A 17221-nucleotide genomic window follows, 5' to 3' on the forward strand; every position below is an offset into this window, starting at 1 on the left:
ACCATGCGTTGAGGCGGTGCGGCTCCGCACCGGTCGAGGGGACGATTCTCATGAGTGCATCTGGCACCGGGCCGACGCCGTCCGGCCCCGTACCGCTGATCCGTGCCGGAACCAGGGGCGGTGGACCGGGCGGAGGCCCGGCCACGCGCCCACCCGTACAGAGGACCGCCGAGCCCGCCCTGCCGGACCGGACCCAGCCCGAGCTCGGTGCACTGCGGCTCCCGGAGCTGCGTGCGCTGCGCCGCGACGCGCAGAGCGACGAGGCCGACCTGAGCTACGTACGACGGATGCTCCAGGGCCGGATCGACATCCTGCGGGCCGAGCTGGCGCGGCGGACCGATCCGGAGACCCCGGTCCTCGACCGGCTCTCCGAGATCCTCGCAGACGTGCCCTCGCGGCACCGCACGTCGGCCCGGCACGTGACGCTGTCGACGCCGCGCAGCGAGGAGTACCGGCGGCTCGCGTCCGAGATGCTGTCGGAGGTCGAGCTGTCGGACCTGACGGCCCGTACGGACGACGAGCTGCACACGGGGATGGGGCGGCTCGCGGGGTACGAGCAGCAGATCTCCCGGCGTCGCCAGCACCTTCAGCGGACCGCCGACGACTGCAGCGCGGAGATCGCCCGCCGTTACCGGGAGGGCGAGGCGCAGGTCGACGATCTGCTGGCCTGACTGCCGGGGCGCTGCCGGGAAAACTCGGGTGCGGGTGCGCCGGGGCCGTGCGTAGGGTCGAAGGATGACTGTCGACGTACGCGCGGTGACGGAGTCCGAGTTCCCCGACTGGCAGCGCGCCCTGCGGACCGGCTTCCTCAACCCGCCGGTCGTGACCGACGCGGAGGTCGCCGACCGCCTGCCGCACGTCGACCTCGCGCGGACGGTCGGGGCCTTCGACCGGGACCGGGTCGTCGCCACCTTCCGGTCCTTCCGGCAGGAGGTCAGCACGGTCGGCGGCGGCAGCCTCACCGCCGACGCGATCACCCAGGTCACCGTCTCCCCGACGCACCGCAGGCGTGGGCTGCTCAGCCGGATGATGACCGCCGACCTGGCCGTGGCGAAGGAACGGGGCGACGCGATCGCGACCCTGATCGCCGCCGAGTACCCGATCTACGGGCGGTTCGGCTTCGGTGCGGCGAGTTCGGCCGCCGAGTGGAGCGTGGAGGTGGGCCGGGCCGGGCTCGACCCGCGCCGCTCGGGCCGCCCGGAGGACGGCGGCCGGATCGATCTGACCGACGCCGACGAGATCCGCAAGGTCGGCCCCGAGGTGCACGGCCGGCTCGCCGGCGTCCGCGCCGGGGTCACGAACCGTTCCCCGCGCGACTGGCAGGTCGGCACCGGCCTCGGCGTGTCGACCCAGCCGTGGCGGGAGCCGTACTACGCGCTGTACCGGGCGGAGTCCGGCGAGGTCGAGGGCTTTGTGGCCTACACGTCGAACGACAAGTGGGACGACGCCAAGCAGCCGAACAACACGGCGACCGTACGGGATCTGATCGCCGTCACCCCGGCCGCCGAGCGCGCACTGTGGCACTACCTCTGCTCCGTCGACTGGATCACCACCGTCCGCTCCGGCTACCGGGCGCCCGACGACCTGCTGCCGCTGCTCCTGCCGGACCCGCGCGCCGCGAAGATGCTGACGTACGTGGACATGCTGTGGGTCCGGGTGCTCGACGTCGTCCGGGTCCTGGAGAGCCGGACGTACCCGGTGGCGGACAGCCTGGTGCTCGACCTGCGGGACGGGGCCGGGTTCGCCGGTGGGCGGTTCCGCCTGGACGCCTCCCCGGACGGCGTCTCCTGCGTCCGTACGACCGAGTCCGCCGATCTCGCCTTCGACATCGCCGAGTTGAGCACGCTCGCCTTCGGCGACGAGTCGGCGGTACGGCTCTCCCGGCTGGGGCGCGCCGAGGAGCTGACGGCGGGCGCCGCCGCCCGTGCCGACCTGCTGTTCCGTACTCCGCTGCGGCCCTTCTCGCCCGACATCTTCTGAGACCGACACCTACCGAGACCGACATCTTCTGATCCCCGTGGGGATCAGCGGGTGCGGAGCCGGAAGAGGAACCCTGCCGCGGCGAGCGCAAGGGCGAGCAGGCCCGCGCACCAACCCAGGGCGATCCACGGGGAGTTGTCGACCGGCTGGTCGAGCAGCAGGCCGCGCATCGACTCGATCAGCGGGGTCACTGGCTGGTGCTCGGCGAAGCCGTGCAGCCAGCTCGGCATCGTCTCGACCGGCACGAACGCGCTGCTCGGATACGGGAGGAACATCATGAAGAAGGTGACCGCGCCGGCCGCCTCCGCCGTCCTGGTGACCAGGCCGATCGCCGCCGAGAGCCAGGACACGGCGGTGATGTAGGCGAGCAGCAGTCCGATCGCCGCGAGCCAGCCGCCCGGTGTGGCGGCCGGGCGGAAGCCGATTGCGAACGCGACGCCGAGGACGAGCGCGGTCGAGAGCGCGTTACGCGTGACGGCGGCGGCGACGTGCCCGGCGAGGAACGGCGTCCCGCCGACGTCGAGCGTGCGGAACCGGTCGACGACCCCGAGTCGCATGTCCTCGCTGACGGAGACGGCGGTGCCCGACGCGCCGAAACCGGCGCAGAGGACGAGCACGCCGGGGACGACGTAGGTGACGTACCGGGTGCCGGTGTCGATCGCGCCGCCGAAGAAGTAGACGAAGACCAGCATCAGCATGATCGGCAGCATCATCGAGGTGATGACGGCGTCGAGGTTGCGGCGGCTGAGGCGGATGCCGCGCCCCGCGAGGGTGCTCGCGGCGGTGAGCCCGCCCGTGAGGGTGTCAGACATGGCTGGGCTCCTTGGCGGCTGCGAGGGTCTTGTCGGCGGTGAGGGTCAGGAAGACGTCGTCGAGCGTGGCGGTGTGCAGGCTGAAGCGGGCGATGTCCCGGCGCTCGGGGTCGAGCGCGTCGAGCAGCTCCCGTACGTGGTCGGCGCTGCCGTCGGTGGGGATGCCGAGCGTGCGGGTCTCGGGGTCGTGGGTGGCGGTGGGGCCCGCGAGAGTGCCGAGCCGTAGGCGGCTCTCCTCGTCGTGCGCCACGACGTCGAGGCGGTGGGCGGCGTAGCGGGCCTTGAGGCCGGCGGGGGTGCCCTCGGCGAGGGTGCGGCCCTTGCCGAGGACCGCGAGCCGGTCGGCGAGCCGGTCCGCCTCCTCCAGGTACTGGGTGGTGAGGAAGACCGTCGTGCCGCCGTCGGAGAGTTCGCGGACCGCCTCCCACAGTTCCTGGCGGCTGCGCGGGTCGAGTCCGGTGGTCGGTTCGTCGAGGAACATCACCTGGGTCGCGCCGGGGTCGCGGACGAGACCGGCGGCGAGGTCGAGGCGGCGGCGCATGCCGCCCGAGTACGTCTTGGTGAGGCGGGCGCCCGCCTCGGTGAGGCCGAAGCGTTCGAGGAGTTCGGTGGCGCGGCGGGCGGCGGCGGGGCGGGAGAGGCCGGAGAGGCGGGCCGCCATCCGGAGGTTCTCGGTGCCGGTCTGGTTCTCGTCGACGGCGGCGAACTGTCCGGTGAGGCTGATCGCGCGGCGGACCCGGGAGCGCGCGGTGACGACGTCGTGCCCGGCGACGCGCGCGTGGCCGGCGTCGGGCGTGGTGAGGGTGGCGAGGATGCGGACGGTGGTGGTCTTCCCGGCGCCGTTGGGGCCGAGGAGGGCGAAGACGGTGCCGCGCGGGACGTGGAGGTCGAGGGCGTCGAGGACGCGGACGTCTCCGTAGGTCTTGGTGAGGCCGGTGGCTTCGATGGCCGGAGGCATGGGTGTGCTCCCTGGGCGTGTGGACTGCTCTGCCGTACTGCGTATGCCATACGCGTTACTGCGTAAGGGTTACGCATTACTAGGATGGGCGTCAAGCGTGCGAGGTGGCCGGGAGGCGGCGGGTTGTGACGAACGGCGAGGAACGTACGGGCGGCGGTGGCGTCGACGGCGGCGCGGCGGGCATCGGTGGCGGCGGCGCGGCGGGCTCCGGCAATTTCGTCGACGGCGGTGTGGCCGGTGGCGGCGGGAGCTTCCTGCCGCCGAGCATCGAGGCGGCCTGGGGGCTGCGGGAGCGCCCCTCGAAGGGCCCCAAGCCCGGCCTGACTCTGGACCGGATCGTCGACGCGGCCGTCTCCCTCGCCTCGGCCGAGGGGATCGGGGCCGTCTCCATGGGCCGGGTCGCCAAGGAGCTCGGCGCCTCGACGATGTCGCTCTACCGGTACGTCTCCGCCAAGAGCGAGCTGTACGTCCTCATGCAGGAGGCCGCCACGGGCGCCCCGCCCGAGCTCTTCCCGCCCGGCACCGGCTGGCGCGAGGGGCTGGAGTCCTGGGCCTGGGCGCTGCGCGAGATCTACCACCGCAACCTCTGGATGCTGCGGCTCCCCGTCTCGGGCCCGCCCGCGACCCCGAACCTGGTCGCCTGGTGGGAGAAGGCCCTCGTCGCCCTGGAGGGCACCGGCCTCGACGCGGGCAGCAAGATCTCGGTGACCCTGCTGGTCGGCGGTTTCGTCCGGAGCGACGCCCTGGTCATGGCCGACCTCGCCACCGTCATCGCCGCGGGCGAGGCGAGCCCGGAGGAGATCCTCGCCCGCTACGGCCACACCCTGCGGCGGCTCGCCGACCCGGAGAAGTACCCGGAGGTGGCGCGCATGCTGGAGTCGGGCGTGATGGACGTCGCCGACGAACCCGAGACCGAGTTCCGCTTCGGCCTCGATCGGATCCTGGACGGGGTCGCCGTGCTGGTGGAAGGGCGTGCCTCATGACGCCGGACCGCGATGCCGCCGCCGTCCCCGGGCTGCGTGAACGGAAGAAGGAGCGCACCCGGCAGGCCTTGTCGGACGCGGCCGTCGCGCTCTTCCTGGAGCGGGGCTTCGACGCCGTCTCGGTCGCGGAGGTGGCCGCCGCCGCCGAGGTCTCCAAGCCGACGCTCTTCCGGTACTTCCCGGCCAAGGAGGACCTGGTCCTCCATCGGTTCGCCGATCACGAGGACGAGTCGGCCCGGGTGGTGGTCGCGGGCCGCCGCGCCGGTACGGCCCCGCTCGACGCGCTGTACGCGCACCTGCTCGACGGCCTCGCCCGGCGCGATCCGGTCACCGGGCTCTGCGACCATCCGTCGGTTCTGTCGTACCTCCGGCTCCTGTACGGGACGCCGGCCCTGGTCGGTCGCCTCCATGCGTACCGGGTGAGGTCGGAGACGGCCCTCGCGGACGCGCTGGCCGCCGGTGCCGAGGGGGTGGATGACCCTCTTCTCGCGCGGCTCGCCGCCGGGCAGATCGTGACCGTGCTCCGGGTCCTCGCGGAGGAGAACACGGCCCGGATCGCGGGCGGGGAGACGGCCGACGCGGTGGCGGCGGACGCGGTGGCGGCGGCGGGTCTTGCCTTCGGGGCGTTGCGGGAGGGGCTCCCGTACTGAGCTCCCGTACTGATCCCGCACAGGGCACGACTTCCGTGGCCGGCCCGTCGCCAAGTCCCGTAGACAAGTAAAAAATGTAACCCAGTAACGTTTTCGATTAGGCTTGTCGGAATGACGTCACTGGACCTTGAGCTTGCCCGCGAACGCTCCCACCACGACGCCTGCCGCGCCGCCCTGACCCGGATGACCGAGGACGTCGCCGAGCAGGTCGTCACCGGCGAGGACACCGCCGCGTCCGGCGCCGACGCCGAGGCGCTCGGCCGCCATCTGCGCAGCCGCGCCAAGGAGATGCGGGAGCAGCCGCCGGGGCCGCTGTTCTTCGGGCGCCTCGACCTCGACGACGGCCAGGTCCACCACATCGGCCGCCGCCGGATCGGCGAGGACCCCGCCGCCCCGCCGCTCGTCGTCGACTGGCGCGCGCCCGTCTCCCGCGCCTACTACCAGGCCGGCGCCCGCGACCCGCAGGGCGTGCTCAGGCGCCGCCGCTTCGGCTGGGCCCCGTACAGCGAGGGCGCCTCGGAGGACCTGACCGCGCTGGAGGACGAACAGCTCACGGCCGGTGGGGCGGTGACGGTCAGCGCCCTGCTCGCAGGGGAGATCGAGCGCCCCCGGGTGGGCCCGATGAGGGACATCGCGGCCACCATCCAGCCCGAGCAGGACGACCTCGTACGCTCCGATCCGGTCGCCTCCCTGTGCGTGCAGGGCGCGCCCGGCACCGGCAAGACGGCGGTGGGCCTGCACCGGGCCGCGTACCTCCTCTACACCCATCCGCAGCGGATCCGCCGTTCCGGACTGCTCGTCCTCGGCCCCCACCGCGCGTTCCTCTCGTACATCTCCGAGGTGCTGCCCTCGCTCGGCGAGACCGGTGTCCGCCAGGCCACCCTCGACGACGAGATCGCCCGGCACCCGGTCCGCGCCGAGGACGGCGAGGCGGCGGCCCGGGTCAAGCACGACGCCCGGATGGCGGAGGCGCTGCACCGCGCGCTGTACGGCAGGGTCGACCCGGCGCCGGCGGACGACCTCGCCGTACAGGACGGCTCGTCGCACTGGCGGCTGCCGGCCGCGCAGCTCGCCGAGATCGTCGCCGCCGTACGGGAGGAGGCGCCGCCCTACGCGACGGGCCGGGAACGGGTCCGTGCCCGGATCGTGCGGGCCCTCCAGCTCCGGGCCGAGCGCCGGTGGGGGCCCATGGGCGCGGCCTGGGCGCGGCGGATCGAGCGGGCGCGGGCGCTGACGGCGTTCCTCGACGCGTGCTGGCCGAAGGCGACCCCGGAGGAGGTGCTCGCGGCCTTCCTCACGGACCCGGCCGATGACGTGCTCGCGGAGGCCGAGCGGGCGGCGATCCGCTGGGAGCGGCCGCCGCGCTCGTACCGCTCGGCGCGCTGGACCGCCGCCGACCTCGTGCTCCTCGACGAGCTCGCGGGCCTGATCGAGCGGCCCGAGAGCTACGGCCATGTCGTCGTCGACGAGGCGCAGGACCTGTCGCCCATGGAGTGCCGGGCGATCGCCCGCCGCACCGAGTTCGGCTCGCTCACCGTCCTCGGTGACCTCGCCCAGGGCACGACGCCGTGGGCGGCCCGCGACTGGGACGAACAACTGGCCCATCTGGGCAAGGCCGGGGCGCCCGTGGTGCCGCTCACCCTCGGCTACCGGGTCCCGGCGGCGATCGTGGAGCTCGCCAACCGGCTCCTGCCGCACCTGGGCACGGACGTGCCGGCGGGCCGGTCCGTCCGGACGGACGGCGAGGTGACGGTCACCCGGACGACGGACCTCCTCGCCGCCACGCGTGAGGCCGTGCGCGAGGCGCTCGCGGCGGAGGGGTCGGTGGGGGTGATCACGGCCGACGGCCTGGTCGGTGAGGTGGCGGAGGCCGTACGTGAGGGGGGCGCCGGAGAGCGGGTGACCGTGCTGCCCGCGAAGGTCGTGAAGGGCCTGGAGTTCGACCATGTCGTCGTGGTCGAGCCGGCCGCGATCGTGGCGGCCGAGGCGCGGGGGCCGAACCGGTTGTACGTGGCGCTCACCCGGGCGGTGTCCCGGCTGACGCTGGTGCACGCGGAGGAGCTTCCGGAGTGGCTGGGACGGCCGGCTCCCCGTACAGAGCCGTGAGTTCGGCGGCGATGCGGGCGAGGGCCGCGCGGGCCTCCGGCGGGTCGAGGAGCTCCACGCGGGCGCCGAGGCCTGCCAGTTGGGCGGCGACGACCTCGGGAGAGGGGCCGTCGGCCTCGATGGACGTCCAGCCGTCCGGAGTGCGTTCCCCGTACCGTATCCGTCCGCCGAGCAGGCCCTCCAGGACCGATTCCGTGCCGGGGGCGGCCCGGCCCCGTACCGTCGCGGCGACCAGCCGGTCCTCCATCCGGGCGGCGAGCGTGCGCCAGGCCGTGGGCAGGTCGAAGCCCTCGGGGCGCTCGGCGGGGGCGCCGGTCTCGGCCACGGAGGTGACGCGGCCGATCCGGAAGGTCCGCAGGCCGTGCTCGGTGCCGGCGACGAGTTAGCGGACCCCGGACTTCGCGGCGATGCCGAGCGGCTGGACGGTCCGCTCGTGGGGCTCCCGGCCGGGTCGGGCGTACCCGATCCTGACCTCCCTCGCGTCGATCACCGCCCGCTGGAGCGGGGCGAGTTGTGCCTCCTCGGTCTCCGTACCCGCCCAGTCGGTGCCGTCGGAGATCCCGGCGCGGGCGGCGGCCTCGGCGCCCTCCCGAAGGGTCGCGGGGAGGGCCCGTACGAGCTTCCGCAAGGCGGTCCGGGTCTGGGGGTCGGCGTCGGTGTCCGGCCCGGTCAGGAGGAAGAGCGCGCGGATCTCAGGGGCCGTGAGACCGGTCAGATCGGTACGCGCTCCGCCGACGAGGGACCAGCCGCCGCCCTGGCCCGCCTGCGAGTACACCGGGATCCCGGAGCTCGCGAGAGCTTCGAGATCCCGGCGTGCGGTGCGCTCGGACACGTCCAGTTCGGCGGCCAGTTCGGCGGCGGTGACGCGTTGCCGGGTCTGCAGGAAGAGCAGGGCGGCGACGAGTCGGTCGGCTCTCATGCCGTCATTGTCGCGGTGGCCTTCGTCTCGGCGGGCGTTTCGGGCTGCTGTCCGGCGTCCGTCTTCTGGCCGGTGGCCGCCCGCCGTCCGGTGGTCGGGCGGCGCAGGACAGTGAAGGCGATGGCCAGGGCGGCGAGGAGGAGACCGGCGCCGACGGCGAAGGCCAGGTGGTAGCCGCCGGTCAGGGCTTCGGCGGCGGGGCGGCCGGCCGCGGTGAGGGACTCGGTGCGGGTGGCGGCCAGGGTGGAGAGGACCGCGATGCCGAGGGCCATGCCGATCTGCTGGGTGGTGTTGAAGAGACCGGAGGCCAGGCCCGCGTCCTTCTCCTCGGCGCCCGACATGGCCAGCGAGGTGAGGGCGGGGAGCGCCAGGCCGAAGCCGGCGGCGAGCAGCATCACGGGCAGCAGGTCGGTGACGTACGAGGCGTGGACGGGGACGCGGGTCAGCAGGCCGAGGACGCCGACGAGCAGGACGAGGCCGGCGAGCAGGACGTTCCGCTCGCCGAAGCGGGCGATGAGGCGGGCCGAGACACCGAGCGAGACGGCGCCGATGACGGCGGCCGCGGGCAGCATCGCGAGGCCGGTCTCGGCGGCGCCGTACCCGAGGACCTTCTGCAGGTAGAGGGCGACGAGGATCTGGAACGAGAAGAGCGCGGCGACCATCAGCATCTGGACGGCGTTGGCGCCGGAGACGCTGCGCGAGCGGAGGATCCGCAGCGGCATGAGCGGGTTCGCGGTCTTCGCCTGACGGACGAGGAAGCCGGCCAGGAGAGCGAGTGCGAGGGCCCCGAGGCCGAGGGTGTGCGCCGAACCGGCCCCGTACTCCTCGATCTTGACGACCGCGTAGATCCCGGTCATGAGGCCGCTGGTGACGAGCACCGCGCCGAGGACGTCGGCGCCCGCCCTGAGTCCGAGGCCCCGGTCGGAGGGGAGGGCGCGGAGGGCCACGAGGAGGGTGGCGAGGCCGATGGGCAGGTTGATGAAGAAGATCCAGTTCCAGGTGAGGGCGTCGGTGAGGACACCGCCCAGGACTTGGCCGAGGGAGGCGCCGGCGGCGCCCGTGAAGCTGAACACGGCGATGGCGCGGGCCCGTTCGCGCGGCACGGTGAAGAGCGTGACGAGGATGCCGAGGCCGACGGCGGAGGACATCGCGCTGCCGACGCCCTGGAGGAAGCGGGCGGCGATGAGGACGCCGGGGGAGGTGGCGACGCCGGCGAGGAGCGAGGCGGCGGTGAAGATCCCGGTGCCCGCGAGGAACATCCGCTTGCGCCCGATCAGGTCGCCGAGGCGGCCGGCGAGGAGGAGGAGCGAGCCGAAGGCGATCAGGTAGGCGTTGACGACCCAGCTGAGGCCGACGGGGGTGAAGCCGAGGTCGCTCTGGATGGCGGGCATCGCGACGGTGACGATGCTGCCGTCGAGGATCGTCATGAGCATGCCGGTGGCGAGGACGCCGAGGGCGAGCTGACGGGAGGGGGCGCGGGGGGTGGTGCGGGCGGGCGTGGGCACGGGGATCACTCCTGTTCGGTGGAGCCGACAGGAGAGACGTTAGCAGAAGGTTTTGTTGCAGACTATTTTTTACGGAACGGATTCGGGGTCCCCGGCGGGCGGGGAGGGTGGAGGCTAGCCGCGCTGGCGCGCCCGGCGGGCCGGCCTCGGGCTCTCGGTGGGGGTCTCCAGGTGGCCGGTGACCAGCAGGTTCAAGGCGCGCAGCAGGGCGGTGCGCGCGTCGTCGGGGAGGGAGGCGAGGGCGCTCTCGTGCACGCCGTCGACGATCCTCTGGCTCTCCCGGGCGACCTTGACTCCCGCCTCGGTGACGGCGATGATCCGCGCGCGTCGGTCGGTGCTCGACGGACGGCGCTCGGCGAGCCCGGCCTTCTCCAGGGCGTCGACGGTGACGACCATCGTGGTCTTGTCCATGTCCCCGATCTCCGCGAGCTGCGCCTGGGTGCGCTCCTCCTCCAGGGCGTGGACGAGGACGCAGTGCATCCGGGGGGTGAGTCCGATGGCGTCGAGCGCGGCGGTCATCCGGGTGCGCAGGACGTGGCTGGTGTGGTCGAGGAGGTAGGAGAGGTCGGGCTCGGTGCGGGTGGGTGCCATGGCTGTCATGTCTGCCAGGGTAACGAGAATCGATCCGTCGCGGATTATCGAGAAGTGGACGAGTGTGCAGGTGGGCGCGTGGAGGGGCGGGAGGGGTGAGGGCGGCGGCCGTCTTCGACCGGTGAGGATGGACGCATGGCGACCCCCCTGCTGTTCCTGGACGTCGACGGCCCGCTGATCCCCTTCGGGGCGAGCGGGCGGGAGTACCCGACGTACGCACCGACACCGCCCGCGTCCGTGAGCCCGCTCCTCGCGCGGCTCGATCCCGCGCTGGGGCCGCGGCTCGCGGCACTCCCGTACGCACTCGTCTGGGCCACGACCTGGGAGGACGACGCGAACGCCTGGGTCGCGCCGCGCCTCGGACTTCCGGCCCTGCCCCTGGTCCGGTGGCCCGAGGACGGGCCCGGCCCTGCGGTGGGCGTGCACTGGAAGGCGCCGGGCGTGGTGGCGTGGGCGGACGGGCGGTCGTTCGCCTGGGTGGACGACGAGATCGGCGCGGCCGATCGGGCCTGGGTGGCCGCTCGCCATCCGGGGCGGGCGCTGCTTCACCGGGTGGACGCGCGGCGGGGACTCGTGGCGGCGGACTTCGAGGCGCTCGCCGCCTGGGCGAGCTGAGTGGCACTCCAACTCCGGTCCCTCTGGCGGGTGTTGGGTGATACGAGGGTCGTCCTGCCGACTTCTCGTGCCATCTGCCAGTACGGGCGGCGGGGCAGGGCGGAGCAGACTCGACGGGCGCGCAGGACTTCGGGACCACAGGACGAAGTACACGAGGGGGCGCCATATGGGCGTGCAGCAGCAGTACGACGCGATCGGTGAGGCGTTCGAGGGGTTCAAGTCCCTGCCGCTGATGCGGTACGGGGAGGTGCCGAGCTTCCTGGGCATGGTCGGGGACGTGAGCGGCGCGTCGGTTCTCGACCTTGCGTGCGGAACCGGCTTCTACAGCAGGGAGTTCAAGCGGCGCGGCGCCACGGATGTCTTCGGCGTCGACATCTCCGTCGAGATGATCGCCGCCGCGCGGGAGATCGAGGGGCGTGACCCGCTGGGCGTGCGGTACGAGGTCGGTGACGTGGCCGAACTTCCGGTTCTCGACCGGCGCTTCGACATCGCCTTGGGAGTGCAGTGCCTCAACTACGCCGAGGACGTCGCAGGGCTGGAGCGGATGTGCCGCGCCATCCACCGGAACCTGGTGCCGGGCGGCGCGTTGTTCGTGCTCGCCCAGCGGCCGGACTACCGGTTCGACTGCGCGTCCCTGCCCACGTACGGCTTCCGCTGTGAGCCGACCGGCGAGACGACCGAGATGGGTCTGCGCGCGCGTGTCACGGCTCTGCTCGACCCGGAGCCGATCAGCATCGTCTCCACGGTGCCGCGCCGCGAGGTCTACGAGGAGTGTCTGCGGGCGGCCGGGTTCCGTGACGTGGAGTGGGTTCCGCTGCAGGTGTCGGAAGCGGGCGTCCGTGAGTTCGGCGAGGACTTCTGGGCGGACCTTCTGGAGAGGCCGCCGCTGGTGATGCTGCGCTGCCGCGCCTGATCCGGCTCCGAGGGACACCCCCCTGGTCCTCACCGGGGCGAGCATCGCGCTCGCCCCGGTGAGGATGCCGGGGGCGGCGGGCTACGAGGAGCGGGGCTGGGTGAACCGCAGCATGTTGCCGGCCGGGTCGCGGAACGCGCAGTCGCGGACGCCGTACGGCTGGTCGACCGGTTCCTGGAGGACCTCACCGCCGGCCGCGCGGATGTGCTCGAAGGTGGCGTCGACGTCCTCGGTGGAGAAGATCACGCCGCGCAGCATGCCCTTGGCGAGCAGCTCGGCCATGGCCTGGCGGTCGGCGGGGGAGGCGTTGGGGTCGGCGAGCGGCGGTTCGAGGACGATCTCCACGTCCGGCTGCGTGGGGGACCCGACGGTCACCCAGCGCATCCCTTCGAAACCGACGTCGTTCCGGACTTCGAGGCCGAGGGCGTCGCGGTAGAAGGTGAGCGCCTTGTCGTGGTCGTCGACTGCGATGAAGCACTGCGAGAGCTTGACGTTCATGCCATCGAAGCTACGGCGGACCATGGGTTTCCGCTTCTTCGAAACTGACCGATGGGCAGCAACGGGCCGATGGACGGGAGGGTGGGACTGCGGGACTGCGGGACTGCGGGACTGCGGGGAGGGCGGGACGGCGAGACTGCAGGACCGGCTCAGGTCTTCCGCACCGGCCGGGTGCGGACCTTGGCGACGCACGCGGGGATCGCGGCGCCGTCCTCGTGGCGGCGGGCCCGGTAGGCGGACGGCGTCTCGCCCACGAGCTCGGTGAAGCGGGAGCTGAACGATCCGAGCGAGGTGCACCCGACGGCGAAGCACACGTCCGTGACGCTCAGGTCACCCCGCCGGAGCAGCGCCTTGGCCCGTTCGACGCGGCGGGTCATGAGGTAGCTGTACGGGGTCTCGCCGAAGGCGGCGCGGAAGCTGCGGGCGAAGTGCCCGGTCGACATGAGGGCGACGGAGGCGAGGGCGGGTACGTCGAGCGGCAGCGCGTAGTCGCGATCCATCACGTCCCGCGCACGGCGCAGCCGTACCAGGTCCTCCAAAGTCACGCCCACCAGCATGGCACGGCGGGTGCGACCGGGCCCGGGCTCGACGGACGGGCCCCGGGCCGGGCGCTGCGGGCGACGATCGGCGGCAGGGTGCGACCGGACCCACCAGCGCCTCGGGGCTCAGCTCGCGGAGACGTGCGCGAGCAGACGGTCCAGCGGGCGCGGCGCCCGGGTGAGGTCCAGGGCGTCGACGAGCGAGCGCGCGTACTGGCTCTTCCGGCCGCTGATGGTGCCCATGAAGCGCCGCAGCTGCCGCTCGACGTCACGCTCCCGCTGGGCGGGCTGCTTCTGGAAGATGCGGAAGGCCCGCAGGTCGCCCTGGGCGTCGACGACCTGCTGCACGGTTTTGGTGCCGAGAGAGCGGATCAGCTCCTCTTCCAGGTCGGCGACGCACACGTAGAAGCCGAGCGGCTCCATGTCGGCGCGCGCGAGGTCGTGGCCGAGTCCTTCTCGTTCCAGCGCGCGCGAGAAGTGGCCTTCCTCTCCGGCGTCGCACAGGCCGGCCAGCCCGACGCCGAGCCCCTGCGGTCCGAGGAGATGCACGAATCTGCCGATGTTGGTCGCCCCTCCGAGCGGGATGACGACGATGCCCTCGGCGTCGAGGGAGCGGCCGTGACGGGCCGCCAGCGCGTCGAGCGCGACCTGGTCACTGACCCCCTCCACGAGCACGGCCGCGCGCAGACCGGTGCCGACCGCGAGTTCGCGCGCGATCTCGGCGGCGGCCGAGGCCCCCGCCCCCTCGGCCGCCCACTCCACGACCGCCAGCCGGAACCGTCCCATCGCATCCATGCGCCCCAGTCTCACCAGCCGTGCGACGCGAGTCGAGGGGTGACTCTTGCAAGCGACTGCTTGCAATAGTTAGCAAAGGCTGGCATGGTCGGAGCATGGCATCGCTCAACGTCGGCAATCTCGGTGAGTACCTCCGCGAGCAGCGGAGGACCGCGCAGTTGTCCCTGCGGCAGCTCGCCGACGCCGCCGGGGTGTCGAATCCGTACCTGAGTCAGATCGAGCGGGGGCTGCGGAAGCCCAGCGCCGAGGTGTTGCAGCAGGTCGCGAAGGCGCTGCGGATCTCCGCCGAGACGCTCTACGTACGGGCCGGAATCCTCGACGAGAAGGAGCGGGAGGAGCTGGAGACGCGCGCCGTCATCCTCGCCGATCCCTCGATAAACGAGCGGCAGAAGCAGGTGCTGCTCCAGATCTACGACTCCTTCCGCAAGGAGAACGCCGCAGAGGCAGCCGAGGCCGCCGAAGCGGCCCAGGCCGCGGCCGCCGCAGCCGCCGAAGCTGCCCGAGTCGCAGCCGCGGCCGCCGAGTCGGCCGCCGGCCGGCCCGTCGACACGCCCGATGCCGAACCGCCGAACCGCCCCTGAGCCAGCGCTCGCTCGTACGTCACATCCGGGAGGACCACCAGCATGGCCATCATCGACGAACTGCGTACCCCTCTCTACTTCGCCGCCGGCACCGCCGACCTCGCCGTGCAGCAGGCCAAGAAGGTTCCCGGCCTGATCGAGCAGATCGCCGCCGAGGCGCCCGCCCGCATCGAGGCCGTACGGAAGACCGACCCCAAGGCCGTGCAGGAGAAGGTGACCGCGCAGGCCAAGGAGGCCCAGGCCACCGTGCAGTCGAAGTTCGCCGACGTCGTCGGCGGTCTCGACACGGACCTCAGGAAGCTCGGCGAGACCGCCCAGGACCTCGCGCTGCGCGGCGTCGGCGTCGCCGCCGAGTACGCCGTCAAGGCGCGCGAGAAGTACGAGGAGGTCGCCGCCCACGGCGAGGAGGCCGTCAAGGCCTGGCGTGGCGAGGCCGCCGAGGAGATCATCGAGATCGCCGTCGTCGTCGAGCCGGAGGAGAGCAAGGCCGAGGACACGAAGGCCGAGGAGCCGGTGAAGGCCTCCGCCGCGTCCGAGTCCGAGTCCGCGTCCGTCGAGGAGCCCGTCGAGGCCAAGAAGGCGCCCGCCCGGAAGCCCGCAGCCCGCAAGGCCCCCGCCAAGAAGGCGGCCGTCGCCGCCGAGAAGGAGTAGGGCCGGGCACCAATACGGGTACCTGGTGCGTTGAACCGGGTACCTTGACCGCGAGGCGCTCTTCCCCTCTTCCCTAGGCGGTGCTCAGCATGTTGCGCGCGGGATTCGACTCCCTCCTCTCCCTGGTGATGTTCCTGATCTTCACCGGCTTCGCCGTCGCCGCGCTCGTCTTCGCCGCCATGGCGCGCGAGGACGCCTACCGCGCCGCCGAGAAGCAGACGAAGAAGTTCTGGCTGATCGTCCTGGGCATCAACCTCGCCCTGAACCTGCTCTTCCCGATGCTGTTCCTGCAGATCGCGGGCGTGATCGCGGCCATCGTCTTCATGGTCGACGTCCGCCCCGCGCTCCAGCAGGTGTCGGGTGGCGGAGGCGGCCGCCGAGGCGGCGGCTCCAGCAGCGACGGACCGTACGGTCCCTACAACGGCGGCCGGTAGCCGTAGGACGGGGTAGCCGTAGGACCGGTAGCGGTAAGAGCGGTAGCCGCAAGACCGCCGACCGCAAGAAGTGACATCAGGGCCCGGGGGTCATCCCCGGGTCCTGTCCCTTTCCCTGTCCCGGTCTCTTTCCAGGGCCAGGACCGCGACGTCGTCCGTCAGCTCGCCGCCGTTCAGGGACCGGACCTCCGTCACCGCCGCCTCCAGGAGCTCCTCGCCCCGCAGGCCCGACGCGAGCTGCCGGTTGATCATCTCGACCATCCCGTCCTGGCCGAGCCGCGGCGAGCCGGGCCCGGCCGAGCGTCCCTCGATCAGTCCGTCCGTGTACATGAGCAGGCTCCACGCTCCGCCGAGCTCGACCTGCCGGCGCGGCCAGCGGGCACGCGGCAGCAGTCCGAGGGCCGGGCCGCCGTCCTCGTACGGCAGCAGCCGTGCCGCCCGCCCCTGCCGGGCGATCAGCGGCGACGGGTGGCCGGCCAGGCACAGGCCCGCGCGGCGCCCGTCGGGCGCGATGTCGACGGTGCAGAGGGTCGCGAAGATCTCCTCGCTCTCCCGCTCGTGCTCCAGGACCTGCTGCATCGTCGAGAGCAGCTCGTCCCCGCACAGCCCCGCGAAGGTCAGGGCCCGCCAGGCGATCCGCAGCTCGACGCCGAGCGCGGCCTCGTCCGGGCCGTGTCCGCACACGTCGCCGATCATCGCGTGGACGGTGCCGTCGGGCGTACGCACGGTGTCGTAGAAGTCGCCGCCGAGCAGTGCGCGCGAGCGGCCGGGCCGGTAGCGGGCGGCGAACCGCAGGTCGGAGCCTTCAAGGAGCGGCGTGGGCAGCAGCCCGCGCTCAAGGCGGGCGTTCTCCTGCGCCCGCAGCCGGGACTCCGCCAGCTTCACCTGGACGGCGTCGGCCCGCTTGCGCTCGACCGCGTACCGGATGGCCCGGCTGAGCAGCCGCCCGTCGAGCTCCTCGCGGAAGAGGTGGTCCTGGGCCCCGACCCGTACGGCCTCGGCCGCCAGCTCCGCGTCGGCGGAGGCCGCGAGCGCGAGGACGGCGTGGCGCGGGGCGAGCTGCAGGATGTGGCGCAGCGGGGCGAGCGGGTCGTCGCCCGCGGCGGCCCGGGGGCCGGGCAGGGACAGGTCGACGAGGATGCAGTGGACGTCGTCGGTGAGGAGCCGCTCGGCCTCGGTGAGGTTGCGGGCGGTACGGATCCGGACCCGGGTGCCGGCGGCGTCCGCCGCGTCGAGCAGTTCGGGTACGGCGAGGGCACCCGCCGGGTCGTCCTCGACGACCAGGAGAGTGAGATCGGTGCGATCGGTTCCTGTGACTGTGCCTGTCATAGCGGTGGCGTCCATAGCGGTGGCGTCGCCGGGTCCCGCAGCAGCAGAGACGATTCTCTGACGCGGTACGGATACGGGCATCGGTCCGGTCTTCCTTCCCTCCCCCCGAGGGTGCGCGCGGGCGCCGGGTGGCGTCCCGCCCGTCCCGGACCATAGCGGTAGGGCGGTGCGCAGCGGAATGGCGATCAGCGGGTCGGCATCCGCGTCGCGATTGGCATATGCCGCGGAAGGGGAGGTACTTGCCCCCGCACGGCTGACGGGCCGGCCCGGAGGCAATGAGAAACGTCACGCCGGGGCGGCGCCCGCGGTTCCGCCGCCGCGCGTGGACTCCGTCACGTCCTACGGGCGGTGTCCCCCGTCAC

At 72.9% G+C, this 17221-nt stretch carries 20 protein-coding genes; 10 read left to right on the plus strand and 10 right to left on the minus strand.

The window, feature by feature from the left end; genetic code table 11:
• Positions 1-50 precede the first annotated feature (50 nt).
• Positions 51-671, plus strand: a complete 621-nt coding sequence (locus OG462_RS23910; RefSeq protein ID WP_406060537.1) for an ABC transporter substrate-binding protein — start codon at positions 51-53, stop codon at positions 669-671.
• A 64-nt stretch (positions 672-735) separates the two neighbouring features.
• Positions 736-1980 carry a GNAT family N-acetyltransferase gene (locus OG462_RS23915; RefSeq protein WP_406060539.1) on the plus strand — a complete coding sequence of 415 codons (1245 nt, stop codon included), beginning with the start codon at positions 736-738 and terminating at the stop codon, positions 1978-1980.
• A 44-nt stretch (positions 1981-2024) separates the two neighbouring features.
• Here OG462_RS23915 and OG462_RS23920 read toward each other — a convergent pair whose 3' ends face one another.
• Both OG462_RS23920 and OG462_RS23925 read right to left on the minus strand, forming a co-directional pair.
• On the minus strand, positions 2025-2792 hold the full coding sequence (locus OG462_RS23920) for an ABC transporter permease (RefSeq protein WP_406060540.1): 768 nt from the start codon (positions 2790-2792) through the stop codon (positions 2025-2027).
• Complete coding sequence (locus tag OG462_RS23925; protein WP_406060542.1) at positions 2785-3750, minus strand: ATP-binding cassette domain-containing protein; 966 nt, start codon at positions 3748-3750, stop codon at positions 2785-2787. Before OG462_RS23925 ends, OG462_RS23920 begins: the two co-directional genes overlap by 8 nt.
• Positions 3751-3980: 230 nt before the next feature.
• On the opposite strand from OG462_RS23925, the gene OG462_RS23930 reads away from it, so the two are divergent.
• The 3 genes from OG462_RS23930 to OG462_RS23940 all read left to right on the plus strand — a co-directional run bounded on the left by OG462_RS23930 (position 3981) and on the right by OG462_RS23940 (position 7489).
• The gene (locus tag OG462_RS23930; protein WP_406066685.1) at positions 3981-4733 is read left to right on the plus strand and encodes a TetR/AcrR family transcriptional regulator; all 753 of its coding nucleotides are present in this window, start codon (positions 3981-3983) and stop codon (positions 4731-4733) included.
• Positions 4730-5383 carry a TetR/AcrR family transcriptional regulator gene (locus OG462_RS23935; protein ID WP_406060544.1) on the plus strand — a complete coding sequence of 218 codons (654 nt, stop codon included), beginning with the start codon at positions 4730-4732 and terminating at the stop codon, positions 5381-5383. The genes OG462_RS23930 and OG462_RS23935 overlap by 4 nt, the downstream gene beginning before the upstream one ends.
• A 111-nt stretch (positions 5384-5494) precedes the next feature.
• Entirely contained in the window at positions 5495-7489 is a 1995-nt protein-coding gene (locus tag OG462_RS23940) for a HelD family protein (protein ID WP_406060546.1), read from the plus strand.
• Here OG462_RS23940 and OG462_RS23945 read toward each other — a convergent pair.
• The 4 genes from OG462_RS23945 to OG462_RS23960 all read right to left on the minus strand — a co-directional run bounded on the left by OG462_RS23945 (position 7401) and on the right by OG462_RS23960 (position 10513).
• A complete protein-coding gene (locus OG462_RS23945; protein ID WP_406060548.1) occupies positions 7401-7814 on the minus strand; it encodes a WYL domain-containing protein in 414 nt (137 codons plus the stop codon). The genes OG462_RS23940 and OG462_RS23945 overlap by 89 nt on opposite strands.
• A 57-nt stretch (positions 7815-7871) precedes the next feature.
• Positions 7872-8408: a helix-turn-helix transcriptional regulator gene (locus OG462_RS23950; RefSeq protein WP_406060550.1), complete on the minus strand. Its 537-nt coding sequence runs from the start codon at positions 8406-8408 to the stop codon at positions 7872-7874.
• Positions 8405-9841 carry an MFS transporter gene (locus tag OG462_RS23955; RefSeq protein ID WP_406066687.1) on the minus strand — a complete coding sequence of 479 codons (1437 nt, stop codon included), beginning with the start codon at positions 9839-9841 and terminating at the stop codon, positions 8405-8407. The genes OG462_RS23950 and OG462_RS23955 overlap by 4 nt, the downstream gene beginning before the upstream one ends.
• A 186-nt stretch (positions 9842-10027) precedes the next feature.
• Positions 10028-10513: a MarR family winged helix-turn-helix transcriptional regulator gene (locus OG462_RS23960; protein ID WP_406060552.1), complete on the minus strand. Its 486-nt coding sequence runs from the start codon at positions 10511-10513 to the stop codon at positions 10028-10030.
• Between the two features lie 126 nt (positions 10514-10639).
• Between OG462_RS23960 and OG462_RS23965 the strand changes: the two genes are divergently transcribed.
• Together OG462_RS23965 and OG462_RS23970 are read left to right on the plus strand one after the other, a co-directional pair.
• Positions 10640-11119: a hypothetical protein gene (locus OG462_RS23965; RefSeq protein WP_406060554.1), complete on the plus strand. Its 480-nt coding sequence runs from the start codon at positions 10640-10642 to the stop codon at positions 11117-11119.
• Positions 11120-11285: 166 nt separating this feature from the next.
• The gene (locus OG462_RS23970) at positions 11286-12032 is read left to right on the plus strand and encodes a class I SAM-dependent methyltransferase (protein ID WP_406060556.1); all 747 of its coding nucleotides are present in this window, start codon (positions 11286-11288) and stop codon (positions 12030-12032) included.
• Positions 12033-12113: 81 nt separating this feature from the next.
• Here the strand turns inward: OG462_RS23970 and OG462_RS23975 are convergent, their stop codons facing one another.
• The 3 genes from OG462_RS23975 to OG462_RS23985 all read right to left on the minus strand — a co-directional run bounded on the left by OG462_RS23975 (position 12114) and on the right by OG462_RS23985 (position 13864).
• Complete coding sequence (locus tag OG462_RS23975; protein ID WP_406060558.1) at positions 12114-12530, minus strand: VOC family protein; 417 nt, start codon at positions 12528-12530, stop codon at positions 12114-12116.
• 149 nt (positions 12531-12679) lie between these two features.
• Positions 12680-13075 carry a helix-turn-helix transcriptional regulator gene (locus OG462_RS23980; protein ID WP_406060560.1) on the minus strand — a complete coding sequence of 132 codons (396 nt, stop codon included), beginning with the start codon at positions 13073-13075 and terminating at the stop codon, positions 12680-12682.
• A 120-nt stretch (positions 13076-13195) separates the two neighbouring features.
• Complete coding sequence (locus tag OG462_RS23985) at positions 13196-13864, minus strand: TOPRIM nucleotidyl transferase/hydrolase domain-containing protein (protein ID WP_406060562.1); 669 nt, start codon at positions 13862-13864, stop codon at positions 13196-13198.
• Positions 13865-13959: 95 nt separating this feature from the next.
• On the opposite strand from OG462_RS23985, the gene OG462_RS23990 reads away from it, so the two are divergent.
• From OG462_RS23990 to OG462_RS24000, 3 genes are all read left to right on the plus strand, one after another.
• Positions 13960-14445 carry a helix-turn-helix domain-containing protein gene (locus OG462_RS23990; RefSeq protein ID WP_406060563.1) on the plus strand — a complete coding sequence of 162 codons (486 nt, stop codon included), beginning with the start codon at positions 13960-13962 and terminating at the stop codon, positions 14443-14445.
• A 42-nt stretch (positions 14446-14487) separates the two neighbouring features.
• A complete protein-coding gene (locus OG462_RS23995; protein ID WP_406060564.1) occupies positions 14488-15096 on the plus strand; it encodes a hypothetical protein in 609 nt (202 codons plus the stop codon).
• 89 nt (positions 15097-15185) lie between these two features.
• On the plus strand, positions 15186-15530 hold the full coding sequence (locus tag OG462_RS24000; RefSeq protein ID WP_030323240.1) for a DUF2516 family protein: 345 nt from the start codon (positions 15186-15188) through the stop codon (positions 15528-15530).
• A gap of 90 nt (positions 15531-15620) precedes the next feature.
• Here the strand turns inward: OG462_RS24000 and OG462_RS24005 are convergent, their stop codons facing one another.
• A complete protein-coding gene (locus OG462_RS24005) occupies positions 15621-16874 on the minus strand; it encodes a PP2C family protein-serine/threonine phosphatase (protein ID WP_406060566.1) in 1254 nt (417 codons plus the stop codon).
• Between the last annotated feature and the right edge of the window lie 347 nt (positions 16875-17221).

Origin of the sequence: Streptomyces sp. NBC_01077 (assembly GCF_045162855.1) — a bacterium.
Classification (GTDB): Bacteria; Actinomycetota; Actinomycetes; order Streptomycetales; family Streptomycetaceae; genus Streptomyces.